Source organism: Thermococcus profundus, assembly GCF_002214585.1.
Classification (GTDB): Archaea; Methanobacteriota_B; Thermococci; order Thermococcales; family Thermococcaceae; genus Thermococcus; species Thermococcus profundus.
The window spans coordinates 1,392,798-1,406,169 of the sequence record NZ_CP014862.1; the positions used below are offsets into that span (position 1 = coordinate 1,392,798).

General features: G+C 53.5%; 15 protein-coding genes and 1 tRNA gene. 9 read left to right on the forward strand and 7 right to left on the reverse strand.

All coding sequences use genetic code 11. The features are described 5' to 3' along the window. Positions 1–42: 42 nt before the first annotated feature. Both A3L09_RS07520 and A3L09_RS07525 read left to right on the forward strand, forming a co-directional pair. Complete coding sequence (locus A3L09_RS07520; protein ID WP_088858361.1) at positions 43–2,433, forward strand: CDC48 family AAA ATPase; 2,391 nt, start codon at positions 43–45, stop codon at positions 2,431–2,433. Positions 2,434–2,481: 48 nt separating this feature from the next. Further along, positions 2,482–2,727: a hypothetical protein gene (locus A3L09_RS07525; protein ID WP_088858362.1), complete on the forward strand. Its 246-nt coding sequence runs from the start codon at positions 2,482–2,484 to the stop codon at positions 2,725–2,727. Between the two features lie 34 nt (positions 2,728–2,761). On the opposite strand, the gene A3L09_RS10955 is transcribed toward A3L09_RS07525, so the two are convergent. The 4 genes from A3L09_RS10955 to A3L09_RS07535 form a co-directional block, all read right to left on the reverse strand. Further along, a complete protein-coding gene (locus tag A3L09_RS10955; RefSeq protein WP_198362263.1) occupies positions 2,762–2,911 on the reverse strand; it encodes a hypothetical protein in 150 nt (49 codons plus the stop codon). Between the two features lie 205 nt (positions 2,912–3,116). Next, positions 3,117–3,266 carry a hypothetical protein gene (locus A3L09_RS10960; RefSeq protein WP_198362264.1) on the reverse strand — a complete coding sequence of 50 codons (150 nt, stop codon included), beginning with the start codon at positions 3,264–3,266 and terminating at the stop codon, positions 3,117–3,119. 193 nt (positions 3,267–3,459) lie between these two features. Next, positions 3,460–4,194, reverse strand: coding sequence for a molybdopterin-guanine dinucleotide biosynthesis protein B (gene mobB, locus A3L09_RS07530; protein WP_088858363.1), 735 nt, complete (start codon positions 4,192–4,194; stop codon positions 3,460–3,462). A 9-nt stretch (positions 4,195–4,203) separates the two neighbouring features. After that, the gene (locus tag A3L09_RS07535) at positions 4,204–4,425 is read right to left on the reverse strand and encodes an LSm family protein (protein ID WP_088858364.1); all 222 of its coding nucleotides are present in this window, start codon (positions 4,423–4,425) and stop codon (positions 4,204–4,206) included. Between the two features lie 61 nt (positions 4,426–4,486). On the opposite strand from A3L09_RS07535, the gene A3L09_RS07540 reads away from it, so the two are divergent. From A3L09_RS07540 to A3L09_RS07550, 3 genes are all read left to right on the forward strand, one after another. Continuing rightward, on the forward strand, positions 4,487–5,320 hold the full coding sequence (locus A3L09_RS07540; RefSeq protein ID WP_088858365.1) for a hypothetical protein: 834 nt from the start codon (positions 4,487–4,489) through the stop codon (positions 5,318–5,320). Between the two features lie 117 nt (positions 5,321–5,437). Then, complete coding sequence (locus A3L09_RS07545) at positions 5,438–8,128, forward strand: DEAD/DEAH box helicase (protein ID WP_088858366.1); 2,691 nt, start codon at positions 5,438–5,440, stop codon at positions 8,126–8,128. Between the two features lie 56 nt (positions 8,129–8,184). Next, a complete protein-coding gene (locus A3L09_RS07550) occupies positions 8,185–9,027 on the forward strand; it encodes a hypothetical protein (RefSeq protein WP_088858367.1) in 843 nt (280 codons plus the stop codon). Here the strand turns inward: A3L09_RS07550 and A3L09_RS07555 are convergent. Together A3L09_RS07555 and A3L09_RS07560 are read right to left on the reverse strand one after the other, a co-directional pair. Next, entirely contained in the window at positions 9,011–9,628 is a 618-nt protein-coding gene (locus A3L09_RS07555) for a YigZ family protein (protein ID WP_088859029.1), read from the reverse strand. The genes A3L09_RS07550 and A3L09_RS07555 overlap by 17 nt on opposite strands. 10 nt (positions 9,629–9,638) lie before the next feature. Continuing rightward, positions 9,639–10,091 carry an HAD family hydrolase gene (locus A3L09_RS07560; protein ID WP_088858368.1) on the reverse strand — a complete coding sequence of 151 codons (453 nt, stop codon included), beginning with the start codon at positions 10,089–10,091 and terminating at the stop codon, positions 9,639–9,641. Positions 10,092–10,692: 601 nt separating this feature from the next. On the opposite strand from A3L09_RS07560, the gene A3L09_RS11035 reads away from it, so the two are divergent. From A3L09_RS11035 to A3L09_RS07580, 4 genes are all read left to right on the forward strand, one after another. Then, positions 10,693–11,097 carry a phosphatase PAP2 family protein gene (locus A3L09_RS11035; protein WP_232473503.1) on the forward strand — a complete coding sequence of 135 codons (405 nt, stop codon included), beginning with the start codon at positions 10,693–10,695 and terminating at the stop codon, positions 11,095–11,097. Positions 11,098–11,141: 44 nt separating this feature from the next. Further along, positions 11,142–11,218 (forward strand) — tRNA-Thr (locus A3L09_RS07570). A 55-nt stretch (positions 11,219–11,273) separates the two neighbouring features. Next, on the forward strand, positions 11,274–11,675 hold the full coding sequence (locus tag A3L09_RS07575) for a DUF2240 family protein (protein ID WP_088858369.1): 402 nt from the start codon (positions 11,274–11,276) through the stop codon (positions 11,673–11,675). Between the two features lie 45 nt (positions 11,676–11,720). Beyond that, positions 11,721–12,272 (forward strand): nicotinamidase, encoded by a 552-nt coding sequence (locus tag A3L09_RS07580; RefSeq protein WP_088858370.1) that lies wholly within the window; start codon positions 11,721–11,723, stop codon positions 12,270–12,272. Here the strand turns inward: A3L09_RS07580 and A3L09_RS07585 are convergent. Beyond that, positions 12,264–13,262 carry an AI-2E family transporter gene (locus A3L09_RS07585; protein WP_088858371.1) on the reverse strand — a complete coding sequence of 333 codons (999 nt, stop codon included), beginning with the start codon at positions 13,260–13,262 and terminating at the stop codon, positions 12,264–12,266. The two genes, A3L09_RS07580 and A3L09_RS07585, sit on opposite strands and share 9 nt — an antisense overlap. Between the last annotated feature and the right edge of the window lie 110 nt (positions 13,263–13,372).

A 13,372-nucleotide genomic window follows, 5' to 3' on the forward strand; every position in this document is an offset into this window, starting at 1 on the left:
TTTTAGTAACAACAGGTAATCAAAAAGTACGAGGTGATGCTCATGAGTGAGAGAAAGGAGATCAAGCTCAAGGTTGCCTCTGCCTACCAGAGGGACGTGGGCAGGGGAATCGTTAGGATTGATAGAAAGGCCATGCGCGAACTCGGCGTTCAGTCAGGTGACATAGTCGAGGTCATAGGCACAAAGAACACAGCGGCAGTTGTATGGCCCGCTTATCCCGAGGACGAGGGACTCGGGATCATCAGAATGGACGGTACAATCAGGAAGAACTCGGGAGTAGGCCTTGGTGACGAGGTAACGGTGAGGAAAGCAGAGGTGAAGGAGGCAAGGAAGGTCATCGTGGCACCGACGGAGCCAATCAGATTTGGAGGAGACTTCGTCGAATGGCTTCACAGCAGGCTCGTCGGGAGGCCGGTTGTCAGGGGGGACTACATAAAGGTCGGGATCCTCGGCCAGGAGCTGACCTTCGTAGTAACTGCCACCACCCCCGCTGGAATAGTCCAGGTGACGGAATTCACAGACTTCCAGGTTAGCGAAAAGCCCGTTAAGGAAGTCAGTAAGACCGCGGCGCTCGGCGTCACATACGAGGACATCGGCGGCCTCAAGGACGTTATCCAGAAGGTCAGGGAGATGATAGAGCTCCCGCTCAAGCATCCGGAGATATTTGAGAAGCTCGGCATCGAGCCGCCGAAGGGAGTGCTCCTCTACGGTCCGCCTGGAACTGGTAAGACTCTCCTCGCTAAGGCAGTAGCAAACGAAGCCAACGCCCACTTCATAGCCATCAACGGTCCAGAGATAATGAGCAAGTACTACGGCGAAAGCGAGGAAAGACTTAGAGAGGTATTCAAGGAAGCTGAGGAGAACGCCCCGGCGATAATCTTCATTGACGAGATTGACGCAATAGCCCCCAAGAGGGAGGAGACCCACGGTGAGGTCGAGAAGAGGGTTGTCAGCCAGCTGCTCACCCTAATGGACGGCCTGAAGAGCAGGGGTAAGGTCATCGTAATCGGTGCGACCAACAGACCGGATGCAATTGATCCGGCCCTGAGGAGACCAGGAAGGTTCGACCGCGAGCTCGAGGTAGGCGTCCCTGACAAGCAAGGCAGAAAGGAGATACTCCAGATTCACACAAGGGGAATGCCGATTGAGCCAGAGTTCAGAAAGAGCAGGGTCATTGAGATACTCGAGGAGCTTGAGAAGAACGATGCCTACCGCGAGGCTGCCGAGAGGGCCGTCATGAAGGTCAAGAACGCCAAGGACGAGGAGGAGATCAAGGACATCCTCAGGGAGGTCGACGAGAGACTCTACGAGGAGGTCAGACACAGGCTCATCGACGGCCTGCTTGAGGAGCTGGCAGAGATAACCCACGGCTTCGTCGGTGCCGACTTAGCAGCGCTCGCCAGGGAGGCGGCCATGGCTGCACTCAGGAGACTCATCAAAGACGGCAAGATAGACTTCGAGGCCGAGCACATACCCAAGGAAGTCCTTGAGGAGCTCAAGGTCACCAGGAAAGACTTCTACGAGGCGCTGAAGATGATTGAACCAAGCGCGCTCAGGGAAGTTCTGCTGGAGGTACCAAACGTCCACTGGGACGACGTCGGCGGACTTGATGACGTTAAGGAGGAGCTCAGAGAGGCAGTTGAGTGGCCGCTCAAGTATCCGGAGGCCTTCATGGGTCTCGGCATAACTCCACCAAAGGGGATCCTGCTCTACGGCCCGCCCGGAACTGGTAAGACTCTACTAGCCAAGGCGGTCGCCAACGAGAGCGAAGCCAACTTCATAGCAATCAAGGGCCCAGAAGTCCTCTCAAAGTGGGTGGGTGAGAGCGAGAAGAACATCCGTGAGATCTTCAGGAAGGCCAGGCAAGCTGCTCCGACGGTGATATTCATCGACGAGATTGACGCAATCGCCCCGAGAAGGGGAACCGACGTGAACAGGGTCACCGACAGACTCATCAACCAGCTCCTCACCGAGATGGACGGAATCCAGGAGAACAGCGGTGTGGTCGTCATAGCGGCGACCAACAGGCCGGACATCATTGACCCTGCACTCCTCAGGCCCGGAAGGTTCGACAGGCTGATACTGGTTCCAGCGCCGGACGAGAAGGCGAGACTGGAGATATTCAAGGTGCACACCAGAAACGTCCCGCTGGCGGAAGATGTGAACCTCGAGGAGCTGGCAAAGAGGACTGAAGGTTACACCGGTGCCGACATAGAGGCGGTCGTCAGGGAGGCCGCGATGCTCGCCATGAGAAGGGCCCTGCAGGAGGGCATCATAAGGCCGGGCATGAAGGCCGACGAAGTCAGGCAGAAGGTCAAAGTAAAGATGAAGGACTTCGAGGAGGCCCTCAAGAAGATCGGCCCGAGCGTGGGCAAGGAGACCATGGAGTACTACAGGAAGATTCAGGAGCAGTTCAAGCAATCACGCGGCTGATTCCATTCTTTCTTTGTTTTCTATCCGAGCACAAATGGGGGTGGAAAAATGATCTACGGTGTTCTGCTGAGCATTCCGGAGAAGCTCGTTCCGAAGTACGAGGAGGAAGTTAGAAAATCTATCGGCCTTGGAATAGCTAGAGGAGATGTTATAACCTTCACAGAGGCCAAATACAAGGGCGATGTTGCCTTTGTGATGCTGGTAAGGTCCAGAAGGGCCGCGGAGAGAATGCTGTCCGAGCTCCAAAGCATGCCAATCTATGTGAAGGTAATTGAGATAGAAGGGGAGTCGTAACTCCCTCTTATTTAATTTGAGGAGGGGAGGAGCGTCAGGCTATAAGTTCCACTTCGTAGTAAATAGCTCTAAATTCCCTCATTTTTTCTCTCGCAAGCTCTTCAGCTCTCCTAATGTCGTTTGCCGGAACAACGATCTCCCACGGCATCTCTTTCTCGCGGTAGTACAGTATCCTGGCGAGCATCAGATCACCCCCAATGTATCACTTCGAGTGAAAGGCAATGTGGATCCCTTTAAAACCCTTACTGTACAAAAATAATCCTCAATGTACAAGATTTTTGAGGATTAAGTGGAGAAGAATGCACACAGAGGGCCCAATGAAAATAAGTGTCCATCGAAGCAGGGGCGAGGAAATTGATGAGAGGAAAGCAAACCCAGAAAGAACGACATTATTCAAGCTTCTCAAGCTCAAAAACCCTGGCGTTCTTGTCCCTGAGCTCCATCAGGGCTATCCTTCTTGCCGCATCGGCGTTTTCAGCCTCGAAAGTTATCCTCTTTCCGTGGTGTTCCCCACCGTGCAGGGTAACTGCCCACTTCATAGGATCACCGCAGACTTTGTCATTCTGTCAAACCTTAAAAGTTTAACGGGGCCAATTCTGGACCATAAAGCTGTCAATACGACAAGAAGAATTGGATCAGAGCATTGGGAGGACAACCTCAAACACTGAAAACTGGGCTTTCTGCCGAGAAAGGCCATCCGATACACGTCCACAAGACCAAGTGAAACTCTTTTCAGTCCTCCTTTATCACAATCTCTATCTTCCTTCCCTCCCGGTAGCCCTTCATCGCCGAGAGCATTCCTTTTATCGTCTTCTCGACCAGCTCCTGAACCCAGTCTTTCATGGGAAGAACTTGGCCGTCTATCTTAACCGTGACCTTGGGTTTCTGGCTTAGCACGACGCAGTCCTTCACCGTTTTCTCGCCGCTAACTATCATTCTCGCCATCTCTGCGCAGTTGAAACCACAGAGGCCGCAGTCTATATTTGGGAGCATGAAGGCGCGCTTCTCAACGATGTCCGCCAGCTTCTCGGGCTCTTTGGTGGCGTCAACCACTGGAAGGCCGTCGATTTCAGCTGTTCCCTTGGACGCTATAACCCCGCTCACCGCTATTGCAAGGCCGTCGTTCAGCTCTCTAACCTCCTCCTCACTCCTCGCGCAGATTACCTTGGGGACGTGCTTGATGCTCTTAAAGCCCTCTAGAAGGAGGAAGTCGGCGTTCACCATCGAGAGGAGTGCGTTTACGTCCTTCGCCCTAAAGAGAAGTGCGTCGGTATCGCTGGCACGCACCAGCACGGAATCCGCCACCTGGGAAAAGCGCCACGTGTCGCTTCCATCCCTGTCGAAGTTCGCGTGCATGCTCTTGGCCACCGCAACCCGGTAGTTCCTCTCCTTCAGGATTCTGGCAACAGCCTCGACCGTTGTGGTCTTCCCGCTCTTTTTGTATCCGACGAAGGCCACTGCCCTCATGGGCTCACCTCATAGCAGGGTTATCCAGTTAATATCGTCAATCTTAGCTATAAGCTCCCTCGCCCTGTTGCCCGTGTAGTCCGTGACGTCCTTAAGGAGGATGACCTCCTCGTCGAAGTCCACCAGAGTCCCCGAAAAGCTCGTCTCGCTTCCTATACCTATGGCCACCCTCCGGTTCTTCCACTTCTCCAGCGTCCTGTCAAGGAGGTACTGCTTTCCATCGTCGCCCATTCTCTCACCCCCAAATCCAAAAGTCTATAAGGCTTTTTAGCCTTTACCGCACGGTGATAGCATGAGGCTGGTAACAAAGAGCCCGTCAATCAAAGAAGCACTCACAGGCGAGCTCAGAAAGGAAGGGATAAAATTTGAGCTCACGGAGAGATCCTCCTACGAGACCTTCGTCGGCTACACTATCGAGGGCACGCTCGACGAGATACGGGCCAAGATAGAGACCATGGAGAGCGCCGAGAGGGAGGCCATAATGGAGGGCTTCACCTCGTTCAAGGAAAGCATAATGCACGTTCTTGACCATCTAAAAGCGGGTGCCCAGGCAGAGAAGCTCCTGGCTGAGGGGCCGTGGGTTGTGGACATACTGGATCAGCTCTACACATCTGGGGTTGTTGATTACAATCCAGAAGACGGAAGTCTGAAGCTCAAGGAGGGTGTGGACACGGCAGCTATTCCGTTCCAGTTCAAGTTCCCCTTCGATCTGGTGACGAACCCCGAAGGAGTAGAGAAAATCGCAAAGCAGTTCGTCTTCACGGATCTCGTTCAGGAGTGGGAGTTCGAGATACACGAGCTTGACATCGGTAAGATAAACGCCCTCGGAAGGATAGCGAGCAGGTACTTCCCGGAGGATTACGTCCTCAAAGTCTACTTCGCACTCATCGGAAGGGCGATTTTGGCCGGGGAGATACTCAAGGCCCTGGGAAGCGGAAAGGCGGATCTAAACGAGCTGAGAAAGGCTTTCCTATCCTCAATGCCGATACAGATCCCCACTGAGAAAGGAACGCTCGTGATAAACTCATCAAAAGAAGCCTTTGACGCCGTCATCCGCTTCCTTGAGAAGCAGGGCTACGTGGACGTGAAGGCGGGAAAGGTCAGAAAGCTGAGGGATATTGCTTGATCCCCTTGGAACTCCCCTTTTAAGAATTTTTACGACCCTGCCAAAAGTCCCAGGACTCCGTACTGTTCCTACAAAATTCGCTATTCTTTTAAGTTCCATGCAATACAAGCGTGTACCATGTCCCTCTTCGAAGCCCTCAAACCGATGAAGTCTGAGATCGCGAGAGTCCACGTTTTTCCACCAAGGGAGGGCGAGTTCAGAGAGTTTGACTTCCACAACCCTGAGATAAACGCCCTCCTTGAAGAGCTGGGATTCAGGCTCTACCGCCATCAGGTCGAAGCCCTTGAAAAGCTCTACTCCGGCAAGAACATCGTCGTAACGACGCCCACGGCCAGCGGAAAGAGCGAGATTTTTCGGCTGGCTATTTTCGATTCCTACCTATCTGACCCCAGAAAGACATACCTGCTGGTCTATCCCACGCGGGCGCTCATAAACAACCAGATCGAGAAGTTCCAGCTGGCAAACTTGATCTTTTACCACATTACTGGAAAGCCAGTCTCCGCGAGGATCCTAACGGGAGACGTTCCATGGGAAGAGCGGAGAAGGCTCCTTAGAGAGAAGCCGAGGGTTGTTTTCACCACTCCGGACATGCTCCACTACAACATACTGAGGAGGTGGAGGGAATACGAATGGCTCCTCAGGAATCTGCGCTACCTCGTTGTCGATGAGCTCCACGTCTACCGCGGGGTCTTCGGGAGCAATGCGGCGTGGCTCTTCAGGCGTTTGTCCTTCAGGCTCAAGCGCCTTGGAGTGAAGCCCCAGATCATAGCCCTCTCCGCCACGCTGAGAAATCCCAAGGAGTTCGCGGAGAAGTTGTTCAGAGCGGAGTTTGAGCCTATAGCTCGAGCTACAAACCCGTTCCCGAGGAGGTATCTAATCCTTTTCGAGCCTAAGAACCTCGACGACAGACAGCTTTTGAGAGCGGTAATCGAGAGGCTCGTGAGTAAGGGCATAAAGACCCTCGTCTTCTTCGACAGCAGGAAGGGCACCGAGAAGGCCTTACGCTTCCTCCTCAACTCTCCAGTCTTCTCAAAGGTGACGACCTACAAGGGCACCCTTCCCAAAAACGTCCGCTGGGAAGTTGAGAGGGACTTCAGGGACGGGAAGCTATTGGCTCTCCTCACTACCAACGCCCTCGAGCTTGGAATAGACATAGGGGACTTGGATGCCGTGATAAACTACGGCATCCCCCCTGACGGGCTGTTCTCTCTAATCCAGCGCTTTGGAAGGGCGGGAAGGAGCGCCGACAGGGAAGCTTTGAACGGAGTGGTTTTAAGGAAGAACGGCCTCGATTACTACTACCGCGAGCACTTCGACGAGCTCGTTGAGAGGCTTGAGAGGGGCATCATCGAGTACATGCCGGTCAAAGTTGACAACGAGCGCATAGCGGAGAAGCACCTCCACTACCTCCTCACCGAGCTTGGAATACTCGACTGGGACGAGCTGGATGGGTTTGAGAGGAAAATAGCGGAAAAACTCGCCATCGAGAGAAAGGCCGACCTCAAGAAGAACCCGCTCACGGGGAAGCTTGAGGTAAGGGTTAGAAGACCGGCTTTCGAGTACTCCTCGCTGAGGACTGCCAGCGACGAGAGCTTCTTTCTCGTAAAGGACGAGCCGTGGATACGGGGGAAGCTAATGGAGAAGGCTTCTCTGAGGGAGCTCCTAAACTTCATCAACTGGCTCAAGCTGAAGGGATACATCATCGAGGAAGTTGACGAGGACGAGTACCACCGCTCCCTCCTGCCGGGGATGGCGTACTTCTCGAGGGGAGAGCTCTACATGACGAAGGAGCGCCTCAGCCTCGGTAAGTTCCACTTCGTCTTTGCGAAACAGCTCAACCGCCTCTGGGACGTTGAAACCTTCGCGAGGAAGCTGGAAGAAGTTGAGATACTCTGGGAGAGGGCGAAAAAGAGCTATAAGGGAGTAGAGATAGGCCTCGGGAGGCTCCGCGTCAGGCATGTTTACACTGGTTTTGCAGTCAAGGGGCTCGACACCGGGAACTACGTTGAAGAATTGATAAAGCTGAGGGAAGAGGGGATACTCAAGGGCGAAATCTCCTCCCCAGCAACGGGCGAGAGAGTTGAGACTGAAGAAGACTTCTCGATACTCAACTGGGAGCGCTTTGCCAAGGTCGAGTTCGAGGAGCCCTACGTTAGGGAGTTCGAGACCGAGGGAATATGGCTCGTCTTCCCAGAGGATATACGGGAGGTCTCCAGCGAGGAGTTCAGGGAGTTCTTTGGAAAAGTGACTGAGAAGGGGTTTGGGAGCATCGCTTTCCAGCTCTACGAGAACCTCGACAGGAGAAAGCTCTTCCCACTTTACCTCGGCGCCACGAGCTTCGTCATAAGGAAGGTCATAGACGATGCCCTCCAAAAGGCCGAAATCCAGGATGAAGAGTTCGCCTTCTCCATAAAGAAGATGGTGGACAGCAAGGACGGAATCGGGAGCGCTCTCCACGCGATAGAGCACAACCTCATCAAGATAGCACCGATTTTTACCTATGTGGATTCCAGAGAGCTTGGAGGCTACAGCTACGAGAGCTTTCCAGGGATGCCCTACTCTGGAAAGCCGGTTGTTTTCATCTACGACGGCAATGAGGGCGGAGCAGGTTTGGCAGAGATAATCTATGAGAACGCCGAAAGACTAATGGAGAAGAGCCTCGAGCATCTAACTTCCTGCAAATGCAGGGACGGCTGTCCCGTCTGCGTCCTCTCTCCCAAGTGCGGCACATTCAACGAGTTTCTCGACAAGTGGGCCGCGATTAGGGTGTGGGAGAGGATTCTTGAAGATGGCAATCACACAGAGTAATCTCATTAATGATCATCCATCAAATTTTTAAACTTGTTCTTGATTGGGTAAAAAACATGGATGTCAAAAATCCCGTTGAATCAGCCAAGCGTCTTATCCAGAGGGGAATGCTGGATGATGCCTACGAGTTCTTCAAGATCCTGCCAGAGGATCTGCTGAACGGAGAACTGGAGCCCTACGTGGTGGAGACGGCAGAACACTTCGCCAAGACTGGGGACATTGGAAAGGCCCTGAATGTGGCGTACCTCCTCGATGGCGAACACTTCGAATGGGCGGTTTACAGGGCATTCTCGGCTTACCTCTGGGAGGGTAAGAGCACCGAGAGAGCAAGGAGGGCCCTTGAACTTCACTACATTATTCCCGATCCAGAGGACAAGGTGGGGATCCTAAGAAGAATAGCAGGCATACTTGGAAAGGAAGAACCCGAGCTGGCTAGGATGTCGCTTAGACTTGGGATCGGGTGGGCGCGGAGAATCAACAAGCGCGCTGACAGGTATGATGCCTTCGAGGGGCTTTACTGGAGGGCGGAAGAGTTAGAGGACTGGGAGTCGGTCAGAAGGATATGCAAACTCCTCGACGATAGGGGAAGGCGGGAGCTCGTGATGGATGTGCTCGACCTGGACGAGGGAGATCCCGTTCCCGACTGCGAGGAGTTCATTGAGATCAGGAGAAACAGGTCTGAGGATGAAGACGCCCTGGGTATCCTAATACGGGTGTACAAGGAGCACGAAAGGGAGCTCCTGCGCTCCAGGGGCGTTAACCCATACCTCTACAAGCTGAAAGCCCGAAAGACCGAGGACGGTGTCCAGTTCTACGCTGTGAGGAGGCCAATAACGGTGGCAGTTCTGCTCTATCTGCTCGATAAGGGGAGGAAAATTCTAACTAGAGGCTCCTCATGAAAAGAGGTCTTAATCGTACTCTCCCCCTCGTCTTCTCAGTTAACAGCTCCATCAGCGGCTCGGCCTCGCCCTTTCTTGTCTCGACAGTGAACTTCACAAGTTCTCCATACTCCTCACCAACAACCCTGCCGCCGTTTTCCTCTATCGTGCTTCTGACCTTATGAAAGAGGTTGTAAGGAAAAGCTACCTCAAAGCGTTCCGTTTCGTGGACCTCAACTATTCCAGCGTTTTCTATGGCCAAACTGGCGGCATCGCTGTAGGCTTTCACCAAACCGCCGTAGCCGAGCTTTATCCCACCGAAGTAGCGCGTAACCACCACCACGACGTTGCTCAGCCCTCTGTTTTGGATGACCTTGAGGACAGGCTTTCCAGCGGAACCTTTAGGTTCTCCGTCGTCATCATACCTGACCGCGAAGTTCTTGCCATCATTGATGAGATAAGCCGAAACGTTGTGCGTCGCGTCGCTGTGGTGGGCTTTTATCTTTCCTATGAACCCCCTCGCTTCCTCCTCGGTGTTTGCCGGGGAGGCATAACCTATGAAGACGGACTTCTTAACTATCAGCTGGGCTGTGCCAACGCCCCTGATGGTTTTGTAGCCCAAATCCTCCACCTCATCCCCTCAGAGTGGCTATCAGCTTCTTCTCGTCGAGTAGCATTGCTATGGCGTCTTTGACGTCCGTAACAACGATGTCGCTAGCTAGGAGGGCATCGACGGTGGCCCCTTCCTTCCCGATGACGCAGAAAGCAAGCTCCGCTCCCTCCAGCATAGCAACGTCGTTGTTTCCGTTGCCAACTGCTGCGTAGGGGGCGTATCCCTTAGCGATCTCTGCCTTCCCCATCCCGCTGGAGACACGCTCTATCCTCAGGGAAAGGCCGGCCAGCTCTTCTTCAAGGGTCCCGAAGGTGTCCGAGCTGAGAACGACGACGGTGTATTTATCTGCCAATCTCTCAAGGAGGTGTTTCACCTCTTCGCTTACTCTCCCGCTCTCCCCAAGGGTGCCGTTGAGGTCGAAGAGAACCACATCAAACCTGAGCTCACCGAAGTTTGGAACCGAAACTTCCATCCCGCTCACCACTGGTACTAAGCGGCAGACATAAAAACATTGTCGATCCGCGTACCTTAACCGCCGTGAATGGGGCTCTGAAAACAGGGAAGAACGCCAAACCTCGCACCAGTTTTCTAAAGATATACAACTCGGTAAAGTCAAAAAGTTTAAATACTCCTATGGTCTACTGGGGGTAGTCACCGTCAGAACGGAGGGGAAGCCATGGGGTATGGGCCGCTGGATCGTATAATAAGATCTCTCAACGACCATGATGTCCTCGTCAGGCTCAATACATTTCTCATGCTGTACTTCGGATGGATCGGATTCACGGTCGTGTACGACCACTTCTTGAAGTACCACAGCCGGAACGTCGTTGAGGCCTTTCTGAGGCTGCCCTTTACGTCCTATGACTTCATAGTCTCCGTAGTGGACTTCTCAAAAAGCGCCCCCCCGTTCTATCTCCTGATGAAGGCCGTTTATTACATAGGCTTCTCCGGCTCGATTGCACTAACGGTCTTCTTCATCCTGATATACTGGAGGGACCTTGAGAAAGCCGATGAACTCGCCTTTGGCTACCTGCTTGCCTACGGGTTCTGCGGGCTTACTTATTCCCTCTTCCATGTCTATGCCCCCCCACTACGTCTACAACCTTCCGGGATTCTACCCCGACAGAACGTACCTCACCCAGCAGGAGTTCGTCCTTCCGTCGCTCCACAACACGGTGGCGGCGATTAACATACTGGTTCTCTGGAAATACCGGGAGAAAACGTGGGGCAAGCTTCTCATAGGCCTCAACTCCCTCGTCCCCTTTGCCACGATTTTTCTCGGGCACCACTGGATCTACGACGCGCTGGCTGGGATATTCCTGGCAATGGTGATAGGAAAGCTCTCCCAGGGAAAGAGAATAGAGATACCCTCCTCACTAAAGAGGACCCACATATCCCACATTCAAAGGGTCACGGTCCTGGGCTTTCTGGCAGGAGGGTTTATCCTCTTCCTGGCCGTTACATTGCCCAAACCCTAGCGGGAAAAACTTATAAACCCCCTTCCCATCTTTCCATCGGTTGTGCCGGGGTAGCCTAGCTCGGCAGGGCGGCGGACTCGTAATCCGCAGGTCCCGGGTTCAAATCCCGGTCCCGGCTCCACAACTTCTCCGCCACGTTTTTATACCTCCCAATCCAAAATTCTTTAGGTGATCCCGTGCACCCCATCAAGAGCGCGGTTACCGTTAAGGGAAGCGGGGAGTTCTCAAGGAGCGAGTTAGTTGGGATTCTAGCCTTCAAGCTGAGGCTCATGAGTGTAAGCGAGGCAAAACGCTCTATTGAGGAATGGCTGAATAAGGGACTCCTTGAGGCGGACGGGGACACATTGAAGGTCAGATTGGAGTTCCTCAACAGAACAAAGGAGAGCGAGGATCTCTTTGAGGAGATGGTATCCCACGTGGCCTCTGCCCTTGAATGGGAAAGGGCCGATCTCTTGGAGGCTCTGGATGAGTTCTCAAAGAGGTATGGAAACCTGGACAAAAAGCTTGTTCTCTACCTCTTCGGCCTTGAGAAAGGAGTCAACATGGAGAAGTTCAAGGACAGGCTGGAGCTTGAATGAGGGCAAACCTAATTAATTTTCGTGAGTACATCCCCCGGTGAGACCATGCCGGAGGAGGCTCTTATAGTTGTTGACATGCAGAGGGATTTTATGCCCGGGGGCGCGCTTCCAGTTCCCGAAGGGGACAGAATAATACCTATCGTGAACGGCTGCATAAGGAAGTTCCGTGAAAGGGGAGCCCTCATTGTGGCAACAAGGGACTGGCACCCGGAGAACCACGTCAGCTTTAAAGAGCGGGGAGGCCCATGGCCAGCCCACTGCGTTCGGAATACGCCGGGGGCAGAGTTCGTCGTCGAACTTCCGGCGGACGCGGTGATAATTTCCAAGGCGACTGAACCTGATAAAGAGGCCTACTCTGGATTCGAGGGCACGGAACTGGAGAAAATACTAAAGGAAAACGGCATCAAGCGGGTTTACGTCTGCGGCGTTGCGACCGAGTACTGCGTTAGGGCAACGGCCCTTGACGCGGTCAGACTGGGCTTTGAAACATTTCTCCTGCGCGATGCAGTGAGGGGCATAACCCCAGAGGGCGAGAGGAGAGCGCTTAAAGAGATGGAGAGTGCGGGGATAAAGATAGTGAGATGTGACTCAGTTTAAACCCCTATGGACCTCCTTCCATTCCTTGAGGAGAACAAGGGCCACACTGAGTATCACCGGACCCAGTATGAGGCCCTTAAGTCCGAAGGCCCACGTTCCGCCGAGCATTCCTATGAAAACCAGGGTCTCATCGAGATCCGCATCCCTCGCAACGAGCATCGGTCTGATCGTGTAATCTGGAAGGGGAGAGACGAGGGCCGCGCCGTATATCGATATCCCCACTGCCCCGAGTATTGAGCCCTCCTGGTAGAGGTAGATAGCGCCGGCCACCCAGAGCATCCAGCCTTCGAGGAGGGGAACGAAGCTGAAGATGAAGGTCAAAAGCCCAGCTATGACCGCGGTGTAAAAATCCCCCACCCCGAATATTACGTACCCCACTGTCATCAGGACGCTCTTGGCCACGTTAAGAAGGAGCCAAGCCCTAACAAGGGCATTGAGGGTTTTATCAACCCTCTCAATTATCTCGGTCATGAGAGCCCGCTGACTGGGGGGAACGAGAGACAGAACGAACTCCGTGGTGTATTCCCCGTAAACGAGGGAGTAGTAGAAGGTGAAGAGAAAGATCGTCATTTGAAGCGCATACCCCGGAACGGAGAAAGTAAAGGACGATACGTAGCCCGCTAGTTTGGGAACTATCTGTGATCTAAGGCCCTCCACAAAGTTCTGGAGAGTTCCAGAGAGGGGCAGTGACGTCAGCCATGAAAAAACGTCTTGAACGCTGGTGTAGAAGCTCCGTATGAGGTTCAGGGAAACGAGGGTCAGGAAGGCCAGAAAGCCCGCACCTATACCTATCATAACTATCGTCAGGAGCAGGGCCGAGGCCTCAGGGGATAAGCGCCTTTTCAGCCTGTCGTGGACGGGGTAGAAGATGTAAGCTAGCAAAACACCAAAGAAGAGGGAGGTAAGGAGAGGACTAACCGTCCTCCAGGACAGGTACAGAACCAGCAGGCTGACGGCGCTCCAGATGATCATCTCGGTTTTCCCGTTCATGGCACCCTTTAATCTTACCCGCACGCGGTTATAAAGTTTGATGCTGGGGGATCGAACTTTTCCCAGTCTTTTTAAGTAACCTAATCCCTAAGGGGACCCTCCATAACACC